The sequence below is a fragment of the Mycobacterium sp. IDUB_17 genome (assembly GCF_055419465.1).
Genome location: NZ_JBVAXS010000011.1, coordinates 73,941 through 93,147, shown reverse-complemented (window position 1 = coordinate 93,147; position 19,207 = coordinate 73,941). Strand labels below are relative to the sequence as shown.

The following is a 19,207-nucleotide window of genomic DNA, read 5'->3' as shown; positions in this document are numbered from 1 at the left end:
CAACGATCCCGAGCGTGCCTACCTGATCTTCGGCAACAACGAGTTCGGCCTGCCCCCGGCCGACACGATGGTCTGATGACCGCCACCCGGCAGATTCCTCCGATGAGCATCCGATCGCTGGGGTATCTGCGCATCGAGGCCACCGATATGGCGGCCTGGCGTGAGTACGGGTTGAAGGTACTCGGAATGGTGGAGGGCAGGGGTCTCACCGAGGGGGCGCTCTATCTGCGGATGGACGAGTTCCCGGCCCGACTCGTGATCGTCTCGGGCGAGAGTGATCGTCTGCTGGAGTCCGGCTGGGAGACCGCGAACGCTGAAGCGTTGCGTGATCTCCGTGCCGCCCTGGCCCGGGCGGGCATTCCCTACCGTGAGGCCACCGCGGCCGAGCTTGCCGATCGGCGCGTTGACGAGATGATTCGACTGCGGGACCCGTCGGGTAACACGCTGGAGCTGTTCCACGGCGCGGCGCTCGAGCATCGCCGGGTGGTGAGCCCCTACGGGCACAGGTTCGTCACCGGGGATCAGGGTCTGGGGCACGTGGTGCTGACCGCTCGCGATGACGCCGAATCGCTGCGTTTCTACCGAGACGTGCTCGGCTTCGCACTGCGTGACTCGATGCGGCTACCCCCGCAAGCGGTCGGCGGGCCCGCCGACGGCCCTCCGGCCTGGCTGCGGTTCCTCGGGGTCAACCCGCGCCACCACAGCCTGGCGTTTCTGCCGGGTGAGACTTCCAGCGGGATCGTGCATCTGATGATCGAGGTGGAGAACAGTGACGATCTGGGCCTCTGCCTGGATCGTGTGTCCCGCCGCGGGGTTCCACTGTCGGCGACGCTTGGCCGCCACGTCAACGACGAGATGCTGTCCTTCTACATGAAGACGCCCGGCGGCTTCGACCTCGAATTCGGCTGTGAGGGATTGCAGGTCGACGATCACGAGTGGACTGTCCGTGAATCGACCGCGGTCAGTTTGTGGGGTCACGACTTCACCGCCGGGTCGCACAACCGGTGACGGACGTGGGCTCCGGGGTGTGGATCCAGGGCCGCGGCCGGCCCTGGATCCACCGGAATCAGCTCAGGCGGGGGCCTTCTGCTGCGCTCCTGCGGGGATGAGGCCGAGCTGGTGCAGCATGCCCAGGGTGTCCCAGGTGACCCAACTTTCGGCGATCTTGCCGTCCTCGATGCGGTCGACATTGGTCAGGTTGATCCGGCTGTGTTTACCGGTGGCCGGCCGGCCCATGATCTCGCCGGTGTTATCGCCCTGCGCCTCGATCATCGTGCACACGTGATCGCCCTCGGCGAGTTGCATCTTGACGTCGAATCGCATGTTGGAGAACGAGTTCCGGTACATCGCCATCAGGCTCCGCATATGTTCGGGGCCGCGTTGATCTCCGAACGGATCCTGGGTGTCGTGGAAGGCGGCACCGGGAGCGACGAGATCGTCCAGCTCGCTTAGGTCACCGGAGGCAAACACCTCCCATATGCGTCGGGAAATCGCCTTGTTCTGGTCATTGGCCATGATTCCGGCCTTTCATGGGGACACCGCACGGCAGAGAACGTCCGCACAAGAACCGTAGAACTGCCGCAGGCGATGCGACAGACGCGTCGCAACGTTTGCTGCCGGACGCAACCACAGTCGCCTCGGCGGGGACTGGATGACCTGCTTCGACACATCGAGCTCAGGTGCAGTTTCGATCCTGATCTGTCTGTCGTTCGGGGTGCGGCACCGGTTTGGTGCTCAACATCGATACCCGCGGCATGCGATTGCCGAAGCCGGGTTGATCCTTCCGCTCCCCGGGCAACCACGGGCCCCTGCCCGGTGCCGGGCAGGGGCCAGTGGGGTGGGCGGTTTAGCCGTTGTCCGAATCGCCGTTAGCGCTGCCGCCAGTGGTTGCGCCTCCGGCGGTGTTCTTCTTCTTGTCGGCGCCGCTGTTCAGTCCTTTCAGGGACTTCTTGACGTTGTCGCGGATGCCCTTCAGCGTCTTGTCGACCTGGCCTGCGGCGTGGTCGATCGAGGCGCGCAGCTTCTGGCTCTGTCGCAAGGAGGTGGTGCCGGTCTTGCCGGGCCGGATCTTGTTGCCTGCTGAAAGATCGGTTACGCCATTGGAACTGACGCTGACTGCGGCAGGAGCCTCGGGGTCGGCCTGGGCCGCGGTGCCGGTGACTGCGGGGAGTTCAGGTGTGGCCGGTGCCGCGATCGCCAGGGTGCCTGCGCTCGCCGCTGCCGGGGCAGGCAGGGCGATCCCCGCCGCAAGTTGTCGCGGAAGCTTGATGAGTTGGTTGAGGACCAGCCCGCCGCTGACCAGACACCCGCAGCCGCCCCACTTCCGAAACTCGAAGATTCGCTTGAGCTGCTTCTCGGCAATATCGGCTGGGATATTGGCGATCGCGAATGCCGCCCCCGTGAGGTCACCGGAATTGGTCGCATCGAGCGCGTCCTGAGCGCCGACAGTGACCGAGGTGATCAGGTCGGACGGCACTCCAAGGGCCAAGCCGACCAATGTGCTCGCCGTCGGTACCGACAAGACTCCCTTCACCAGGGTGCTGAAATGATCAGTCATCAATCCGGGGATGCTCAGCAGATTCATCATCGGGAACCCGGCCCACATGATGTTGCCGAGCGCGTTTACCAGGACGGTTCCGGCCTGCTCGGGCTGTCCGGCTTGGATCAGCGCAGCGGCCTGGTTGATCGCGGGGGCCATCGTCAGTTCCGCCCAGTTCTGCAGGGCGGGAATGGCCTGTTGGAGACCCGCGACGTACCACCCGGCGTACGTCGACAGATTGGTGACGACTTGGCGCGCCAATGGCGCCGGATTCTCCATCCAGAAATCGGCGAGTTCGCCGATGTCCTCGCCGGTGTTCGCCGCAATCTGGCTCCAGCGGGTCAACGGATCAACGGTGGAAGTCAGTGCCACCTGTGCGGTCGAGATGGTGTTGGTGGCCGACTGGGTGACCGGCGGTGGCGCCAGCGGCGACACGGCGATGACACCGGCCCCCACAATTGCTAGCCCCGCTGTGGCGTACGAGCGTAACGCTGCGTGTATCAATGGTTTCCTTCCAAGGAGCGTGGAAACCGGGACGCTAGCAACGTGAGAGGCCGTCGCACTATGAATACAATAAAACTGGAATGGGGCAGCTAGATCCGAGTAAACGCTGAGAAATAGCCGCGTGGTGCATGTTTACCTGGTGAAACGGCTTGGCCGAGACTGGCGTCAGCAATCGTGCTTTCAATCGAACATATTGCAATGTGCAACAAGACGGGACGGCACTGCAACCTGTTCCAGGCGCCGTCCCGGCTCGGGCCTAGCCCGCCCAGTTCGGCGGGCGCTTCTGCAGGAACGCCGTCATGCCCTCGCGCGCCTCGTCGGACACGAACAGTTGTGCCGACTGCCGGGTCAGATCCTCGGCCAGCTCGTCGAACCCACGCAGGATCGCCGCAGTCGTAAGCCCCTTCGACGTCGCCAGCCCCTGCGGTGACCCCTTCGCGATCTCACCCGTCAGCGCGGCAACCGCACCGGATACGTCATCGGCGGACATGGTGATCAGCCCGATCTCGGCCGCCTCGGCGGCACCGAACTTCTCACCGGTGACGAAGTACCGTCCCGCCGCCCGCGGCAACATCTTGGGCAACAGCGTCAGCGAAATGATCGACGGTGCAACGCCGATACGCGCTTCGGTCAACGCGAACGTACTCTGCGGACCGGCGACGACGAGATCGCACGCACCGACCAGTCCCATCCCGCCGGCCCGCACGTGCCCGTCGATCGCGCCGATCACCGGAATCGGTAATTCCAGGATGGCCCGCAGCAGCTTGGTCATCTCGCGGGCCCGGTCGACAGCGATGTCGCCGGGATCCTGGCCGGCGGCCTCGCTGAGATCGGCTCCGGCGCAGAAGGTCCCACCGGTGTGCCCGAGCACCACCGCCCGGACCCCGGGCTCGTCGGCGGCATCGGAGAAGCCCTGGAGCAACTGCTCGATCAGGGCCGTGGACAGCGCGTTGCGGTTGTGTGGGGAATCCAACGTCAGCCGGGCGACGTTGCCCTCGACCGCGTAATGAACTAAAGACGTCATTGTCAGTACGGCCCGTCAGTATGAGCGAGGAAGACCCAGCGAGGTCTGCGCGACGAAGTTCAGGATCATCTCGCGGCTTACCGGCGCGATGCGGGCGAGCTTCGATGCCGTCACCGCAGCGGCGATGCCGTACTCCTTGGTCAGGCCGTTGCCGCCGAGGGATTGCACGGCCTGATCGACCGCCCGCACCGACGCCTCACCTGCCGCGTACTTGGCCATGTTGGCGGCCTCGGCCGCACCGAAGTCGTCGCCGGCGTCATACAGCGTCGCGGCCTTCTGCATCATCAGCTTGGCCAGCTCCACCTCGATGTGGTTCTGCGCCAGCGGGTGCGAGATACCTTGGTGTGAACCGATCGGCACCTTCCAGACCTGGCGGGTCTTCACGTAGTCGACAGCCTTGTTGATGGCGAACCGGCCCACACCGACCGCGCTGGCCGCACCCATGATGCGTTCGGGGTTCAGCCCGGCGAACAGCTGCGCGATCGCGGCATCTTCCGAACCCACCAGCGCATCGGCGGGCAGCCGGACGTCGTCGAGGAACACCTGGAATTGGCTCTCCGGGCTGATGATCTCCATCTCGATCTTGGTCCAGCTCAGGCCCGGGGTGTCGGTGGGGATGACGAACAGCGCCGGCTTGAGGTTTCCGGTCTTGTGATCCTCGGTGCGGCCGACGACAAGCACCGCCTGCGCCTGGTCGATACCGGAGATGAACGTCTTCTGGCCCTTGAGGATCCAGTCGCTGCCGTCGCGTTTGGCGGTGGTGGTGATGCGGTGGCTGTTGGAACCCGCATCAGGCTCGGTGATCGCGAAGGCCATGGTGATCGACCCGTCGGCGATGCCGGGGATCCAGCGCTTCTTCTGCTCCTCGGTGCCGAACTTGGAGATGATGGTGCCGTTGATTGCGGGGGAGACGACCATCATCAGCAGCGCCGACCCGGCCGCCGACATCTCTTCCATCACCATGGACAGCTCGTACATGCCGGCGCCGCCGCCGCCGTACTCCTCGGGCAGGTTCACCCCGATGAAGCCGAGTTTTCCTGCCTCATTCCACAATTCGGTGGTGTGCTGGCCGGAGCGGGCCTTCTCCAGGTAGTAGTCCTGCCCGTAGTTGGCGGCCATCGCGGCGACCGCCTGGCGCAGTGCCTTCTGTTCTTCGGTTTCGATGAAGCTCATGACTGTTCTCCTTCAGGGTTCTCTACGCGGGCAAGTACGGCGCCGACCTCGACCTGTTGGCCTGCGGCGACATTGAGTTCGGCCAGCACCCCGTCTTCGGGTGCGGCGATGGTGTGCTCCATCTTCATGGCCTCCAGCCAGATCAGCGGTTGGCCGGCGGTGACGGTGTCGCCGACGGCGGCGCCGACCCGGACCACCGAACCGGGCATCGGTGCCAGCAGCGAGCCGTGTGCGACCGCATCGTCCGGATCGGGGAAGCGCGGCAGCGCAGTGAACGCCACGGGGCCCAGTGGAGAGTCGACGAACACCTGATCGCCATAACGCGCCACGTCGAACGCGCGGTCGACACCGTTGACCGTGAGCACCACCCGGTCCGGGGTCGCCGACGCCGGGGAAACTCCGTCGTCGTCGGGCAGCTCGACCCCGGTGCGGGTGAACCGGTAGCGCACCGCGACGTCATCACCCGCGGCGTTGCGGTACGTCCGTGACTGGTAGCCCGAAACCAGGTTGCGCCATCCGCTGGGTGCGGCACCGAAAACCGTTGCGCTACTGCGGTTGTGTGCGGCCTCGGCCAACGCCGCCGCGATCGCCGACAGCGTCACCACTCCCGCACCGGCCAGCGGAGCGGCCAGGACATCGAGCCCGTGCGTGTCGAAGAACGCCGTGTCGGTGGCCCCGTCCAGGAATGCCGGATGCCGCAGCACATTCACCAGCAGATCGCGGTTGGTTCGCAGTCCGTGAATCCGGGTGCGGGCCAACGCATCGGCCAGCACGGTCGCGGCTTGACGGCGGGTCGGGGCATACGAGATGACCTTGGCCAGCATGGGGTCGTAGAAGATCGACACCACCGAGCCGTCCTCGATACCGGTGTCGACGCGCACCTGCCCGGGGACATCGAACCGGTGCACGGTGCCGGCCTGAGGCTGCCAGCCCTTGGCCGGATCCTCGGCATACAGGCGGGCCTCGATGGCCGAACCACGCGAGGCCGGCGGCTCGGCGTCGAGTCGGCCGCCGTCGGCGACCAGGATCTGCAGCTCGACCAGATCGAGCCCAGTGGTGGCCTCGGTGACCGGATGCTCCACCTGCAGGCGGGTATTCATCTCCAGGAAGAAGAAGTCCCCCTGCTCGTCCGCCATGAACTCGACGGTGCCCGCGCCGGCGTAGCCGATCGCCTCGGCGGCCAGCCGGGCCGCGTCGAACAGCTTCTCCCGCATCCCGGGGGTACGTTCCACCAGAGGCGACGGCGCTTCCTCGATGACCTTCTGGTGACGCCGCTGGATCGAGCACTCACGCTCGCCGACCGCCCACACCGTGCCGTGCTCATCGGCCAGCACCTGTACCTCGACGTGATGGCCGGCGGCCAGGTAGCGCTCGCAGAACACCGTCGGATCACCGAACGCCGACTGTGCCTCACGCTGGGCTGCGGCCACTTCGCTTGGCAGATCCGACAGTTCGCGCACCACGCGCATGCCGCGGCCACCACCGCCGGCCGAGGCCTTCACCAGGACCGGCAGCTGGTCGGCCGTCACCGTCGACGGATCGAGCTCGGTGAGCACCGGAACGCCGGCCGCGGCCATCATCTTCTTGGCTTCGATCTTGGAGCCCATCGCCTGTACGGCGTTCACCGGCGGACCGATCCAGGTCAGCCCGGCATCGATCACGGCGGCCGCGAAATCCGGGTTCTCGGAAAGGAACCCGTAGCCGGGATGAATGGCGTCCGCGCCGGACGCCTGGGCGGCGGCGATGATCTGCGCGGAATCGAGATAGCCGTTGTTGCCTTCCAGCCGCACCCGGGCGTCTGCCTCGGCGACGTGCGGGGACCCGGCATCGGGGTCGGTGTACACGGCGACCGTGCCGATGCCGAGACGACGGCAGGTCTCGAACACCCGGCGCGCGATCTCGCCGCGGTTGGCGACCAGAACTCTCGTAATCACTGTTCGCTCACATCCTGAAGACGCCGAAGTTCGACGTCCCCTCGATCGGGCCATTCGCAATGGCGGACAGGCACATTCCCAGCACGGTGCGGGTATCGCGGGGGTCGATCACCCCGTCGTCGTACAACCGGCCGGACAGGAACATCGGCAGCGACTCGGCCTCGATCTGGGCCTCGACCGCGGCCCGCAACGCGGCGTCGGCGGCCTCGTCGACCTGCTGACCGCGGGCCTCTGCGGCGGCGCGACTGACGATCGAGAGCACCCCGGCCAGCTGGGTGCCGCCCATCACGGCGGACTTGGACGACGGCCAGGCGAACAGGAACCGCGGGTCATAGGCCCGCCCGCACATGCCGTAGTGGCCCGCGCCGTAGGAGGCTCCCAGCAGCAGCGAGATGTGCGGCACCGTGGAGTTCGACACCGCATTGATCATCATCGAGCCGTGCTTGATCATGCCGCCCTCTTCGTACTGCTTACCCACCATGTAGCCGGTGGTGTTGTGCAGGAACAGAAGTGGGGTATCGGACCGGTTGGCCAGCTGGATGAACTGGGTGGCCTTCTGAGACTCCTCACTGAACAGCACCCCGCGGGCATTCGCCAGGATCCCCACCGGGTAGCCGTACAGCGTGGCCCATCCCGTCACCAGCGAGGACCCGTACAACGGTTTGAACTCGTCGAAGTCCGAGCCGTCGACGATGCGGGCGATCACATCGCGCGGGTCGAACGGGATACGCAGATCGGCGGGGACGATGCCGATGAGCTCCTCCGGGTCGAACTTCGGCTCGACCACCGGTGCGGGGACGGGGCCCTTCTTCCGCCAGTTCAGCCGGGCCACGATGCGCCGCCCGATCCGGATCGCGTCGAGCTCGTCATTGGCCAGGTAGTCACCCAGACCCGAAGTGCGGGCGTGCATCTCGGCACCGCCCAGTGACTCGTCGTCGGACTCCTCACCGGTGGCCATCTTGACCAGCGGCGGCCCGGCCAGGAACACCTTGGAGCGTTCCTTGATCATCACCACGTGATCGGACATGCCCGGCACGTACGCACCGCCGGCCGTCGAGTTGCCGAACACCAGCGCGATGGTCGGGATGCCCGCCGCCGACAGCCGGGTCAGATCGCGGAACATCTGCCCGCCCGGGATGAAGATCTCCTTCTGCGTCGGCAGATCGGCGCCACCGGACTCGACGAGGGAGACCACCGGAAGCCGGTTCTCCATCGCGATCTGGTTGGCGCGCAGGATCTTCTTGAGCGTCCACGGGTTGCTGGTGCCGCCCTTGACCGTCGGATCATTCGCGACGATCAGGCACTCGACACCCTCCACGGCGCCGATACCGCAGACGACGCTGGCGCCCACGGTGAAATCACTGCCCCAGGCCGCCAACGGGCTCAGCTCCAGGAACGGCGCGTCGGGATCCAGCAGCAGCTCCACCCGCTCGCGTGCGGTGAGCTTGCCGCGGCCGTGATGGCGGTCCACATACTTGGGTCCGCCACCGGCCAGGGCCTTGGCGTGCTCGGTGTCGAGTTCGGCGAGCTTGGTCGCCATCACCTCGGCGGCCTCGGTGAACCCGGGGGAGCTCGGATCGATCGTGGATTTGAGAGTGGTCATGACTGGAACCCCAATGTCTTTGCGGCCAACGAGGTCAGGATCTCGGTGGTACCCCCGCCGATACCCAGGATGCGCATGTCGCGGTACTGCCGCTCGACCTCGGACTCGGCCATGTACCCCATGCCGCCGAACAGCTGGACGGCCTGATTGGCCACCCACTCGCCGGTCTCCACGGCCGTGTTCTTGGCGAAGCACACCTCGGTGATCAGATTCGCCTCGCCCGCGAGCTGCCGCTCCACCACATGGCGCGTGTAGACCCGGGCCACGTCGATCCGCCGGGCCATTTCAGCCAGGGTGTTCTGCACCGACTGCCGGGCGATCAGAGGCTTGCCGAAGGTTTCGCGGTCGCGGCACCACTGCACGGTCAGATCCAGGCAGCGCTGTGCGCTGGCGTAGGCCTGCACGGCCAGGCCCACCCGCTCGGAGACGAACGCCGCCGCGATCTGGAAGAAGCCGGAGTTCTCCGCGCCGATCAGGTTGGCCACCGGTACCCGCACGTCGGTGTAGGACAGCTCGGCGGTATCGCTTGACCGCCAACCCATCTTGTCGAGCTTGCGGCTGACCTCAAAGCCCGGCGTGCCCTTGTCCACCACGATCAGTGAGACGCCCGCCGCTCCCGGTCCTCCGGTGCGGGACGCGGTGACGACGTAGTCCGCACGCACACCCGAGGTGATGTACGTCTTGGCGCCGTTGAGGATGTAGTCATCACCGTCGCGGGTGGCCTTCGTGGTGAGGTGCCCGACGTCGGAGCCGCCACCGGGTTCGGTGATTGCCAGGGATCCGATGAGATCCCCGCGCAGCGTGGGCTTCACGTATGTCTCGATCAGGCGCTCGTCGCCCGAGGCGATCATGTGCGGCACCGCGATGCCGCAAGTGAACAACGAGGCGAACACGCCGCCGGGCGAACCCGCGTAATGCATTTCCTCGCAGATGATCACGGCGTCGGCGCCGTCGCCGCCACCACCACCGGCCGACTCGGGGAAATTGGCCCCGAGCAGGCCGGCCTCGCCGGCCTTGCGGTGCAGTTCGCGCGGCAGCTCGCCCGTGCGTTCCCACTCGGCGGCGTGCGGCAGCACCTCGCGCTCGGCAAAACTGCGCACCGTCTTGCGCAATGCCTCGCGCTCGGGCGAAGTCCAGATGCTCACTTGATGAGTTCCTCCGGGATATCGAGATGACGGCTGCGCAACCATTCGCCCAGCCCCTTGGCCTGCGGATCGAATCGGGCCTGATACGCGACGCCCTGGCCGAGAATGCCCTCGATCACAAAGTTCACGGCCCGCAGATTCGGCAGCAGGTGCCGGGTGACCGGCAGATCGGCTGTCTCGGGCAGTAATTCACGAATCTTGTCGACAGTGAGCGTGTGGGCCAGCCAGCGCCACGCCTCGTCGGTGCGTACCCACACGCCGACATTGGCCGACCCGCCCTTGTCGCCGCTGCGGGCGCCGGCGATCGTGCCGAGCGCGGCGCGCCGAGTGGTCCCGGTGGGGAGCGCCTCGGGCAGGGCGGGATCGGGCACCGAAGCCAGATCGAGGGTTTCGCTCGCCGGAGCGATACCGATCCGCGTGCCATCGGCGTGCACGGCGATGTGCGGCACCTCGGCGGCATCGACGTAGCCGGGTACGAACACCCCGTATATCTGACCGTCGCCCGGGGGTGCGGTGGTGGTGAATCCCGGATAGCTCGCCAGCGCGAGTTCCACACCTGCCGAGGAGAATTGGCGTCCGACGATGTTGGGATCGGGATCGCGGACCACGCAGTGCAGCAGGGCGCTGGCGGCCTCCTCGGTATCGGCATCGGGATGATCGGTGCGAGCCAGCGTCCAATCCAGTTCGGCCGGGCGGACTTTCAGGCCGGCCTCCAACTGGCTGCGCACAAGCTGGGCCTTGGCCTCGATGTCCAGTCCGGTCAGCACGAACGTGGCGGCGTTGCGGAATCCGCCGATGCTGTTGCACGACACCTTCAGCGTCGGCGGTGGGGCCTCGCCCGTCACTCCGGAGATGCGTACGCGGTTGTCGCCGTCCTGGCTCAATTGCAACGAGTCCACCCGCAGCGTCACATCGGGATTGGCGTAGCGGGCGCCGGTGATCTCGTAGAGCAGCTGCGCGGTGACCGTGCCGACGCTGACCTGCCCGCCGGTGGCCGCATGCTTGGTGATCACCGAGGAACCGTCGGCGGAGATCTCGGCGATGGGGAATCCGGGGCGGGCCAGATCTGGAATTTCTGCGAAGAAGGAGTAATTGCCTCCGGTGGCCTGGGTGCCGCACTCGATTACGTGACCGGCAGCCACCGCCCCGGCCAGCGCGTCGTAGTCGGTGGCCTTCCAGCCGAAGTGTGCGGCCGCGGGCCCGACGATCACCGACGCGTCTGTGACGCGGCCGGTGACGACGACGTCGGCGCCGGAATTCAGACAGTCGACGATGCCCCACGCGCCCAGGTAGGCATTGGCGGCCAGCGGCGTGCCCAGGCCCAGCTCGGAAGCCCGCCCGACCAGGTCGTCGCCCTCGACGTGGGCGACGTTGACGTCGAGGCCCAGCCGTTCGGCCAGCGCCCGCACGGCGGCGGCCAGCCCTGCGGGGTTCAATCCGCCGGCGTTGGCCACGATCTTCACGCCGTTGTCCAACGCCAGCCCGAGCGACTGCTCCAGCTGGGTCAGGAAGGTCTTGGCGTAGCCGCGGTCAGGGTTCTTGGCCCGGTCGCGGGCCAGGATCAGCATCGTGAGTTCGGCGAGGTAATCGCCGGTCAGATAGTCCAGCTCACCACCGGTGAGCATGTCTCGCATCGCGGACAGCCGATCACCGTAAAAGCCCGAACAGTTGCCGATGCGAACCGCACCAGTCCCTGAAGGCACATGCACTCCCGTCGACGCTGACAATGAATACCTACCAACCAACCAACCGGTAGGTTAGCCGGTGTCGCAGGTCTCACGTCAAGCGCTGACCCGCGTTTTGGATCCGACGCGGGACAACCGTTACTCTGTACCTAATCGTCGCCGCCGGCGTGCCCATTTCGGTTCGCGCGGCAACAACCCAGAACAAGGAGATGCACGTCATGGCTGTGCCCAAGCGCAGAATGTCGCGCGCGAACACCCGTAGCCGGCGCGCGCAGTGGAAGGCCGAGGCCACCGGTCTCGTCGGCGTCAATGTCGCCGGTCAGCAGCACAAGGTGCCGCGCCGTCTGCTCAAGGCCGCTCGTCTCGGCCTGGTCGACCTCGACAAGCGCTAGAACCGCAGAACACTTCCTCAAAAAGCGCTATCACTCGTGATAGCGCTTTTTGTCGTGCTCAGGGTTGTCCAGGCCCCCTGAAAACGCTCGGGGAATTTGCGGCGCGCCTCTCAGCCCACTCTCAGACAGCAGGTTGAAACTGTGCCTGTGCGCATACTTGTCGTTGACGACGATCGCGCTGTGCGCGAATCCCTCCGCCGGTCGCTTTCCTTCAATGGTTATTCGGTCGAACTTGCCCAGGATGGGGTCGAAGCCCTCGAATCGATTGCCAATGACCGGCCTGACGCTGTGGTTCTGGACGTGATGATGCCGCGGATGGACGGCCTGGAGGTGTGCCGGCAGCTCCGCAGCACCGGCGACGATCTGCCGATCCTGGTGTTGACCGCGCGCGACACCACCTCGGAGAAAGTGGCCGGGCTGGACGCCGGCGCCGACGATTACCTGCCCAAGCCGTTCGCCCTCGAGGAACTGCTGGCGCGGATGCGCGCGTTGCTGCGTCGTACCGTCAGCGACGATGGCACCGACTCGCAGAAGATGACGTTCACAGACCTCACGCTGGACCCGGTGACCCGCGAGGTGACCCGCGGCGAGCGTCAGATCAGCCTCACCCGCACCGAGTTCTCGCTGTTGGAGATGCTGATCGCCAACCCGCGGCGGGTGCTGACCCGTAGCCGCATCCTCGAAGAGGTGTGGGGTTTCGACTTCCCGACCTCAGGCAATGCCCTCGAGGTGTACATCGGCTACCTGCGCCGCAAGACCGAGGCCGAAGGAGAGCCCCGGCTGATCCACACCGTGCGCGGCGTCGGTTACGTCCTGCGTGAAACGCCCCCCTGATTTGATGGCGCTCAACGCAAACACTTGGCGAACCGCGACCGACTCCGGGCGGCTCGCCGCCGTGAACCTACGGAACACCAGCTCACTGTCGTTGCGCTGGCGCGTGATGATGCTCGCGATGTCGATGGTGGCCATGGTGGTCGTTCTGATGGCCGTCGCCGTCTACGCCGTCGTCTCGCGGGCGCTCTATGACGACCTGGACAACCAGCTGCACAGCCGCGCCCGGCTGCTCATCGAGAGCGGATCGCTGGCCGCCGATCCGGGTAAGGCGATCGAGGGCACCGCGTACTCCGACGTCAACGCGATGCTGGTGATCCCGGGCCGGTCCATTTACACGGCCAACCAGCAGGGCCAGATGCTGCCGCTGGGCAAGCCCGAGAAGGACGTCATCTCCGGCGAACTCCTGATGTCCCTGCGCACCGCCAACCACCAGCGGGTGCTTGCGGTGCACCTGGCCAACGGCAGTTCCCTGTTGATCTCCAAGAGCCTGGCGCCCACTGTCCAAGTGCTGAGACGGTTGGGCACAGTGCTGCTCATCGTCGGCGGCGTCGGGGTGGCGGTGGCCGCCATGGCCGGTGGTGCGGTGGCCAGGGCGGGCCTGCGGCCGGTGGGCAGACTCACCGAAGCCGCCGAGCGGGTGGCCCGCACCGACGACCTGCGGCCCATCCCGGTGGTCGGCAGCGACGAGCTGGCCCGGCTGACCGAGGCGTTCAACATGATGTTGCGGGCGCTGGCCGAATCGAGGGAACGCCAGTCCCGGCTGGTGTCCGACGCCGGGCACGAGCTGAGAACGCCGCTGACCTCACTGCGCACCAACGTCGAACTGCTGATGGCCTCGCAGGCGCCCGGGGCGCCGCCGCTGCCCAAGGACGAGATGGACGGGCTGCAGCAGGACGTGATCGCGCAGATCGAGGAGCTGTCCACCCTGGTCGGCGACCTTGTCGACCTCACCCGCGACGACGCTGGCGGCATCACTCCCGAGCCGGTCGACATGTCCGAGGTCGTCGAACGCAGCCTGGAACGGGTCCGGCGGCGCCGCAACGACATCGAATTCGATGTCGACGTCATCGGCTGGCAGGTGTTCGGCGACGCACCCGGGCTGGGCCGTGCCGTGCTGAACCTGCTCGACAACGCCGCCAAGTGGAGTCCGGCCGGCGGCCGGGTCGGTGTGCGGTTGCATCAGGTCGACCCGACGCACGCCGAACTGGTGGTCTCCGACCATGGGCCCGGCATCCCGCCACAGGACCGTGCGCTGGTGTTCGAGCGCTTCTACCGCTCGGATGCGGCGAGGGCGATGCCGGGATCCGGCCTCGGATTGGCTATCGTCCAGCAAGTGGTGCTCAAACACGGTGGCGCACTGCGGATTGACGACACCGTGCCGGGCGGCACTCCACCGGGCGCTTCGTTCCACATGGTGTTGCCGGGGCAACCGATCCCCAGCGGCGACGCGACACACCTGCCGCTGGCCGACGGTGGGCGCACTGTCGGCGCGGAGAAAAGGTGAGACAGTTAATTCAGTCGGGGGACTAGTCATGGATGGATCAGAGATCTCTAAGTGGATTCTCAGCCCATCTGGGCAACCTGAGTGGCAGCGAGTTCGTTTGACGAATTGACAGACACACAAGGGTTGGACAAACGGGTCGGACCGGACCGGCGTTACACGCCGACGGACCAATTACCAAGAGAAGAGCACGCAGCACAATGACGAACCACCCGAGGTACCCCCAACAGCCGGAGCAGCATCCCGGCGGCGTTGCCCCCGGATACGGCGGTGCGCGTCCTGATCCTTACCAGCAACAGCAGTACGACTGGCGCTACGCCCGTCAACAGCCGCAGCAGCACCCGCCGCATCAGAGCCCTCAGCACCAGAACCCGCAGCACCAGAGCCCGCAGCAGGCGTACCGCGCGCCCTATGACCCGTACCGGATTCCGGCCGGCCCGCAGCCCGTGCCGGCCAAGAAACGCTCCAGGACCGGTCTGGTCGCCGGGGCGCTTGCCGTGGCCGTGGTGTCGGCCGGCATCGGCGGCGGTGTCGCCACGCTGGTGAACGACGATCACCCGCGCCTGGGCAGCCAGGGTCTCGGCGCCGCGCCGACGGTTCCCGCGGCTGCGCTGCCCCCCGGTTCGGTGGAGCAGGTGGCGGCCAAGGTGGTGCCGAGTGTGGTCAAGCTCGAGACCGATCTGGGCCGCGCTTCCGAGGAGGGCTCAGGCATCATCCTCACTGCCGACGGCCTCATCCTGACCAACAACCACGTCGTGCAGGGCGCCAAGCCGGGAGCGCCCGCCCCGGCGACCGCACCGGGCGGGGCACCGGTCGGCGCCCAGACCAAGGTGACGTTCTCCGACGGGACGACCAAGCCGTTCACCGTCGTCGGCACCGACCCCAGCAGCGACATCGCCGTCGTGCGCGCGCAGGACGTCTCGGGTCTCACCCCCATCACCCTCGGCTCGTCGGCCAACCTGCGGGTGGGCCAGGACGTCGTCGCGATCGGGTCGCCGCTGGGGCTGGAAGGCACCGTCACCACCGGCATCATCAGTGCGCTGAACCGGCCGGTTGCGGCCGGCGGCGACGCCCGCAACCAGAACACCGTGCTCGACGCCATCCAGACCGACGCCGCCATCAACCCGGGCAACTCCGGTGGCGCGCTGGTCAACATGAACGGCGAACTGGTCGGGATCAACTCGGCGATCGCCACCATGGGCGGGGATTCGCCTCAGGCGCAGAGCGGCTCGATCGGACTGGGCTTCGCGATCCCGGTGGATCAGGCCAAGCGCATCGCCGACGAGCTGATCCAGAGTGGCACGGCCTCGCATGCCTCGCTGGGTGTGCAGGTGGCCAACGACAAGGCCACCGACGGCGCCAAGATCGTGGAGGTCACCAATGGCGGGGCCGCCGCGGCGGCCGGTCTGCCCAGCGGTGTGGTGGTCACCAAGGTCGACGACCGGGTGATCGGCAGCGCTGACGCGCTCGTGGCGGCGGTGCGGTCCAAGGCCCCCGGCGACAAGGTCACGCTGACCTTCCTGGACCAGGGCGGCAAGCCGCAGACCATCGAGGTCACGCTCGGCCGGGCGGAGCAGTGAGCACCGTGATCGGATCGGACAGGATCGCCACCCTCCGTCTGGCTACACCGTTGTCTGCCGCCGGATATACGGTTGCAGGCATGGAACAACCAGGGGAGTTGGTGGGCCGGGCGCTCGTCGTCGTCGTGGACGATCGCACCGCACATGGCGAGGAAGACCACAGCGGTCCATTGGTCACGGAATTGTTGGGCGAAGCAGGTTTCGTCGTCGACGGGGTCGTGGTCGTGTCCGCCGACGAGGTCGAGATCCGGAACGCGTTGAACACCGCGGTGATCGGCGGCGTCGATCTGGTGGTATCGGTCGGCGGGACGGGGGTGACACCGCGGGATGTGACGCCGGAGGCCACCCTGGACATTCTCGACCGGGAGCTGCTCGGCATCGCCGAGGCGCTGCGGGCATCGGGGCTTTCGGCCGGCATCGTCGATGCGGGGCTGTCCCGTGGTCTGTGTGGCGTCTCGGGCAGCACGTTGGTGGTGAATATCGCCGGGTCACGTGCTGCGGTGCGCGACGGTATGGCCACCCTCGGGCCACTGGCCGCACAAGTCATAGGCCAGCTATCAAGTCTGGAGATCTGAACGCAAATGAAACGGCGGCCACCGGCCGCCGTTTCGTTTTCCAGGCGAATGTCACGCCGAGCGACGTTGCTGGTTAAGAGCAGGTTAACGGTTGGCGTACCGGCACATAGGATGAGATGTGATGTTCGTCACAAAGGGGATTGAAGATGTCAGAAGCGAACAAAATGTCCCGCCACGCAGTTAACAAGATCTTCGGTGAGGCCCTCCCGGACATCTCTCCCGACGAACGCGACACAGCTTCGCCGGACGACGACGCCGACCGTGACCGGTGGTTGAGGAACAACATTCCGCCGCATCACCAATGAATAGGTGAACGGCTTGTAAGGGCAGGAAACATCCGCCTCGCACTGTGTTCTGGACCTCAGTTCGTTACTAAGGCGAACGGCATCACAGCATTGCCGCGGGGCCCAATTCGCAGCGTCGTGGCGTAGTGAGCAATCTTCCAGCCACTTTTCAGCAAATTTTGATCGATCGACCGTATGCAGCTCTGCGGATATGTGCTTGCGTTGCCGCCCCGGTGGGCTGCCGTTATGTTCCTGATGTCAACGATGTGCATTTCGTAAGAGCAACGTGTGGGTTTCTAATCCGCGTCACATGTTGGGCTTGCGAGGCGATACGGTCTGCGGGGGCCGGGTAGCCGACCACAAAAGGTGAGCCTCCGGGATCACCGGCGAAATAGCTAGGGAGAACATGAAGGCATTCAGTCGGGTGCTGGTCGCGATGGTGGCAACCGTCGCGGCGCTGTTTACGAGCACGGGCACTTCTCATGCGGGTCTGGACAATGAATTGAGCCTGGTTGATGGTCAGGACCGGACCCTGACCGTTCAGCAGTGGGACACCTTCCTCAACGGTGTGTTCCCGCTGGACCGCAACCGGCTGACCCGTGAGTGGTTCCATTCGGGTCGGGCCAAGTACACCGTGGCCGGCCCGGGTGCCGACGACTTCGCGGGCACCTTGGAGCTGGGTTACCAGATCGGCTTCCCCTGGTCGCTGGGTGTCGGGATCAACTTCTCCTACACCACCCCGAACATCCTGATCGACGATGGTGACATCACCGGCCCGCCCTTCGGTCTGGAGTCCGTGATCACCCCGAACCTGTTCCCGGGTGTGTCGATCAGCGCTGATCTGGGCAACGGCCCGGGCATCCAGGAAGTGGCCACCTTCTCGGTGGACGTCAAGGGCCCGGCCGGCGGTGTGGCGGTGTCCAACGCGCACGGCACTGTGACCGGTGCGGCAGGTGGCGTGCTGCTGCGTCCGTTCGCCCGCCTGATCGCCTCCACCGGTGACAGCGTCACCACCTACGGCGAGCCGTGGAACATGAACTGAGCTAGGCCTCAACGAAAGCAGCCCCTGGAGAAATCCAGGGGCTGCTTTCATGTCCGGGTGTTGCTCCGTCAGGAGCGGTCTGCACTGGTGTGCTTGGCGGTGTCCGGGCTGGGACCGGTGCCGGGGCCGGTCACGTGCTTACCGGTGGAACCGTTCTCGGACAGCAGGTCGCGGATCTCGGTGAGGATGGCCAGCTCGGTGTCCTGGGCCTGTTCGACCTCGCCGCGCTCGCGCAGCTTCTTGTACGGCACCATGATGACGAAGTAGATCACCGCGGCCACCAGGACGAAGTTGATGGCGGCGGACAGGACGGCGTTCAAGTCGATGAACGTCTCGGGATCGCCGCCCAGTGAGATCTTGAGGATGCCGTATTCCTTGCCGGGGCCGGCGCCGATCCGGTCGACCAGTGGCTGGACCACTTTCTCCGTGAAGGCGGTGACCAGGCCCGTGAAGGCGGCGCCGATGACCACAGCAACCGCAAGATCGATGACGTTGCCGCGAGACAGAAACTCTTTGAAGCCCTTCAACATGCTCAGGAACCTTCCTGCAGTGTGGTGTTTTCGGTGCGACAAGCAAACAGTAACCGAGTTGGCCGAATGGCCGGGCGATTGTCGGTCAACATCTTCGTAACGAACGAATTATGTTGTGCGACAGTGAGAGTCGTATTCAGTGGATGGTCAGGGTGACGGCCTGCGCCAGGCTGGTGGCCGCGACCTCGTTGGCTGAGCGTGCGGGCAGGGCCACCAGGGCCACGCGGTCGCTGCCCACTCCGGCCCCGCGGGCCTTCTCCGAGACCAGCACCACCACCGCCCCAGAGGCCACCACGACCGGCCGGGCCGGCTGCGTGTCGTCCCGATCGGCCGTCACCGTCAGCACGTCGACCACGTCGCCGGGGCGGATCAGATCGAGCAGCGCGGTATCGCTGAGTTTGAGCGGCACGATCCGGGCATCCGGGCCCGCGGCCGATTCGGCCAGCCGTGACCCGAGCAGCCGGACATCGGTGAGGACCTCGCCACGACGTGCCGGGGCGGTCAGCGTCGCACCGATCACCGGGGCCACGTCACGTTGGGCGCCGTCGGGCACAGCGGCTGTGCTGCGGCGTTCCAGTCGTACGTCGGCGGCGGTCAACGCGACGCCGGGGGACAGGTCGTGGGTAGCCACCGCGATCTCGGTGTACTCGCCCCGCGGATCGGAGCGCAGGGCCGCGATGGCGGCCAACACCACCAGCGCGGCTGCCGCGGCGCGGCGAGCGGCCACCGTGCGGGTCCAATCGGGCCGGGCAGCAGTCAGCCGACGCCAAGGTGGCGGGTTGAGTGATTCGGCCATGGCGCCACGGTAGGCGCGCGACGGCCGGGTGAGAACGGCGTCTTCGCCGTCCTGTGGATAACTTCT

Annotated in this window: 18 protein-coding genes; 8 read left to right on the top strand and 10 right to left on the bottom strand. The window is 66.4% G+C overall.

Features of this window, described 5'->3' with window-relative positions; all coding sequences use genetic code 11:
- A partial coding sequence (locus tag ACZYZ7_RS31335) for a hypothetical protein (protein WP_234787032.1) occupies positions 1-76 on the top strand: 76 nt, incomplete at its 5' end.
- A gap of 26 nt (positions 77-102) precedes the next feature.
- On the top strand, positions 103-1,008 hold the full coding sequence (hsaC, locus tag ACZYZ7_RS31330) for an iron-dependent extradiol dioxygenase HsaC (protein WP_450073112.1): 906 nt from the start codon (positions 103-105) through the stop codon (positions 1,006-1,008).
- 63 nt (positions 1,009-1,071) lie between these two features.
- On the opposite strand, the gene ACZYZ7_RS31325 is transcribed toward hsaC, so the two are convergent.
- The 8 genes from ACZYZ7_RS31325 to ACZYZ7_RS31290 all read right to left on the bottom strand — a co-directional run bounded on the left by ACZYZ7_RS31325 (position 1,072) and on the right by ACZYZ7_RS31290 (position 11,625).
- Positions 1,072-1,515: an ester cyclase gene (locus ACZYZ7_RS31325; protein ID WP_450073111.1), complete on the bottom strand. Its 444-nt coding sequence runs from the start codon at positions 1,513-1,515 to the stop codon at positions 1,072-1,074.
- A gap of 331 nt (positions 1,516-1,846) precedes the next feature.
- The gene (locus tag ACZYZ7_RS31320; RefSeq protein WP_450073110.1) at positions 1,847-2,995 is read right to left on the bottom strand and encodes a hypothetical protein; all 1,149 of its coding nucleotides are present in this window, start codon (positions 2,993-2,995) and stop codon (positions 1,847-1,849) included.
- A gap of 304 nt (positions 2,996-3,299) precedes the next feature.
- Positions 3,300-4,067 carry an enoyl-CoA hydratase family protein gene (locus ACZYZ7_RS31315; RefSeq protein ID WP_450073109.1) on the bottom strand — a complete coding sequence of 256 codons (768 nt, stop codon included), beginning with the start codon at positions 4,065-4,067 and terminating at the stop codon, positions 3,300-3,302.
- A 15-nt stretch (positions 4,068-4,082) separates the two neighbouring features.
- Positions 4,083-5,240, bottom strand: a complete 1,158-nt coding sequence (locus ACZYZ7_RS31310; RefSeq protein WP_135457948.1) for an acyl-CoA dehydrogenase family protein — start codon at positions 5,238-5,240, stop codon at positions 4,083-4,085.
- Positions 5,237-7,228, bottom strand: a complete 1,992-nt coding sequence (locus ACZYZ7_RS31305; protein WP_450073108.1) for an acetyl/propionyl/methylcrotonyl-CoA carboxylase subunit alpha — start codon at positions 7,226-7,228, stop codon at positions 5,237-5,239. The genes ACZYZ7_RS31310 and ACZYZ7_RS31305 overlap by 4 nt, the downstream gene beginning before the upstream one ends.
- Positions 7,182-8,777, bottom strand: coding sequence for an acyl-CoA carboxylase subunit beta (locus ACZYZ7_RS31300; RefSeq protein ID WP_135457944.1), 1,596 nt, complete (start codon positions 8,775-8,777; stop codon positions 7,182-7,184). Before ACZYZ7_RS31300 ends, ACZYZ7_RS31305 begins: the two co-directional genes overlap by 47 nt.
- Positions 8,774-9,922 carry an acyl-CoA dehydrogenase family protein gene (locus ACZYZ7_RS31295; protein ID WP_450073107.1) on the bottom strand — a complete coding sequence of 383 codons (1,149 nt, stop codon included), beginning with the start codon at positions 9,920-9,922 and terminating at the stop codon, positions 8,774-8,776. Before ACZYZ7_RS31295 ends, ACZYZ7_RS31300 begins: the two co-directional genes overlap by 4 nt.
- Complete coding sequence (locus ACZYZ7_RS31290; protein ID WP_450073106.1) at positions 9,919-11,625, bottom strand: acyclic terpene utilization AtuA family protein; 1,707 nt, start codon at positions 11,623-11,625, stop codon at positions 9,919-9,921. Before ACZYZ7_RS31290 ends, ACZYZ7_RS31295 begins: the two co-directional genes overlap by 4 nt.
- Positions 11,626-11,825: 200 nt before the next feature.
- On the opposite strand from ACZYZ7_RS31290, the gene rpmF reads away from it, so the two are divergent.
- The 6 genes from rpmF (at position 11,826) to ACZYZ7_RS31260 (ending at position 17,815) form a co-directional block, all read left to right on the top strand.
- A complete protein-coding gene (rpmF, locus tag ACZYZ7_RS31285; protein ID WP_003885704.1) occupies positions 11,826-11,999 on the top strand; it encodes a 50S ribosomal protein L32 in 174 nt (57 codons plus the stop codon).
- Between the two features lie 147 nt (positions 12,000-12,146).
- Positions 12,147-12,833: a response regulator transcription factor gene (locus ACZYZ7_RS31280; protein ID WP_135457937.1), complete on the top strand. Its 687-nt coding sequence runs from the start codon at positions 12,147-12,149 to the stop codon at positions 12,831-12,833.
- 4 nt (positions 12,834-12,837) lie between these two features.
- Positions 12,838-14,337, top strand: coding sequence for a HAMP domain-containing sensor histidine kinase (locus tag ACZYZ7_RS31275; protein ID WP_210115575.1), 1,500 nt, complete (start codon positions 12,838-12,840; stop codon positions 14,335-14,337).
- Between the two features lie 197 nt (positions 14,338-14,534).
- Positions 14,535-15,914: a S1C family serine protease gene (locus ACZYZ7_RS31270; protein ID WP_463742510.1), complete on the top strand. Its 1,380-nt coding sequence runs from the start codon at positions 14,535-14,537 to the stop codon at positions 15,912-15,914.
- 80 nt (positions 15,915-15,994) lie between these two features.
- Positions 15,995-16,489 (top strand): MogA/MoaB family molybdenum cofactor biosynthesis protein, encoded by a 495-nt coding sequence (locus tag ACZYZ7_RS31265; RefSeq protein ID WP_135457933.1) that lies wholly within the window; start codon positions 15,995-15,997, stop codon positions 16,487-16,489.
- Positions 16,490-17,179: 690 nt separating this feature from the next.
- Positions 17,180-17,815: an MspA family porin gene (locus ACZYZ7_RS31260; RefSeq protein WP_135457930.1), complete on the top strand. Its 636-nt coding sequence runs from the start codon at positions 17,180-17,182 to the stop codon at positions 17,813-17,815.
- 68 nt (positions 17,816-17,883) lie between these two features.
- On the opposite strand, the gene mscL is transcribed toward ACZYZ7_RS31260, so the two are convergent.
- Both mscL and ACZYZ7_RS31250 read right to left on the bottom strand, forming a co-directional pair.
- Positions 17,884-18,345, bottom strand: a complete 462-nt coding sequence (mscL, locus tag ACZYZ7_RS31255) for a large-conductance mechanosensitive channel protein MscL (RefSeq protein ID WP_450073026.1) — start codon at positions 18,343-18,345, stop codon at positions 17,884-17,886.
- A gap of 136 nt (positions 18,346-18,481) precedes the next feature.
- Positions 18,482-19,141, bottom strand: a complete 660-nt coding sequence (locus ACZYZ7_RS31250) for an SAF domain-containing protein (protein ID WP_450073025.1) — start codon at positions 19,139-19,141, stop codon at positions 18,482-18,484.
- Positions 19,142-19,207: the final 66 nt, after the last annotated feature.

Excerpts from the sequence above, each read along its gene's own strand:
- hsaC (WP_450073112.1), top strand. The coding sequence starts at position 103 with ATGAGCATCCGATCGCTGGGGTATCTGCGCATCGAGGCCACCGATATG.
- ACZYZ7_RS31325 (WP_450073111.1), bottom strand. The coding sequence starts at position 1,515 with ATGGCCAATGACCAGAACAAGGCGATTTCCCGACGCATATGGGAGGTG.
- ACZYZ7_RS31315 (WP_450073109.1), bottom strand. The coding sequence starts at position 4,067 with ATGACGTCTTTAGTTCATTACGCGGTCGAGGGCAACGTCGCCCGGCTG.
- ACZYZ7_RS31310 (WP_135457948.1), bottom strand. The coding sequence starts at position 5,240 with ATGAGCTTCATCGAAACCGAAGAACAGAAGGCACTGCGCCAGGCGGTC.
- ACZYZ7_RS31305 (WP_450073108.1), bottom strand. The coding sequence starts at position 7,228 with ATGGCCCGATCGAGGGGACGTCGAACTTCGGCGTCTTCAGGATGTGAG.
- ACZYZ7_RS31300 (WP_135457944.1), bottom strand. The coding sequence starts at position 8,777 with ATGACCACTCTCAAATCCACGATCGATCCGAGCTCCCCCGGGTTCACC.
- rpmF (WP_003885704.1), top strand. The coding sequence starts at position 11,826 with ATGGCTGTGCCCAAGCGCAGAATGTCGCGCGCGAACACCCGTAGCCGG.
- ACZYZ7_RS31275 (WP_210115575.1), top strand. The coding sequence starts at position 12,838 with ATGGCGCTCAACGCAAACACTTGGCGAACCGCGACCGACTCCGGGCGG.
- ACZYZ7_RS31270 (WP_463742510.1), top strand. The coding sequence starts at position 14,535 with ATGACGAACCACCCGAGGTACCCCCAACAGCCGGAGCAGCATCCCGGC.
- ACZYZ7_RS31265 (WP_135457933.1), top strand. The coding sequence starts at position 15,995 with ATGGAACAACCAGGGGAGTTGGTGGGCCGGGCGCTCGTCGTCGTCGTG.
- ACZYZ7_RS31260 (WP_135457930.1), top strand. The coding sequence starts at position 17,180 with ATGAAGGCATTCAGTCGGGTGCTGGTCGCGATGGTGGCAACCGTCGCG.
- mscL (WP_450073026.1), bottom strand. The coding sequence starts at position 18,345 with ATGTTGAAGGGCTTCAAAGAGTTTCTGTCTCGCGGCAACGTCATCGAT.
- ACZYZ7_RS31250 (WP_450073025.1), bottom strand. The coding sequence starts at position 19,141 with ATGGCCGAATCACTCAACCCGCCACCTTGGCGTCGGCTGACTGCTGCC.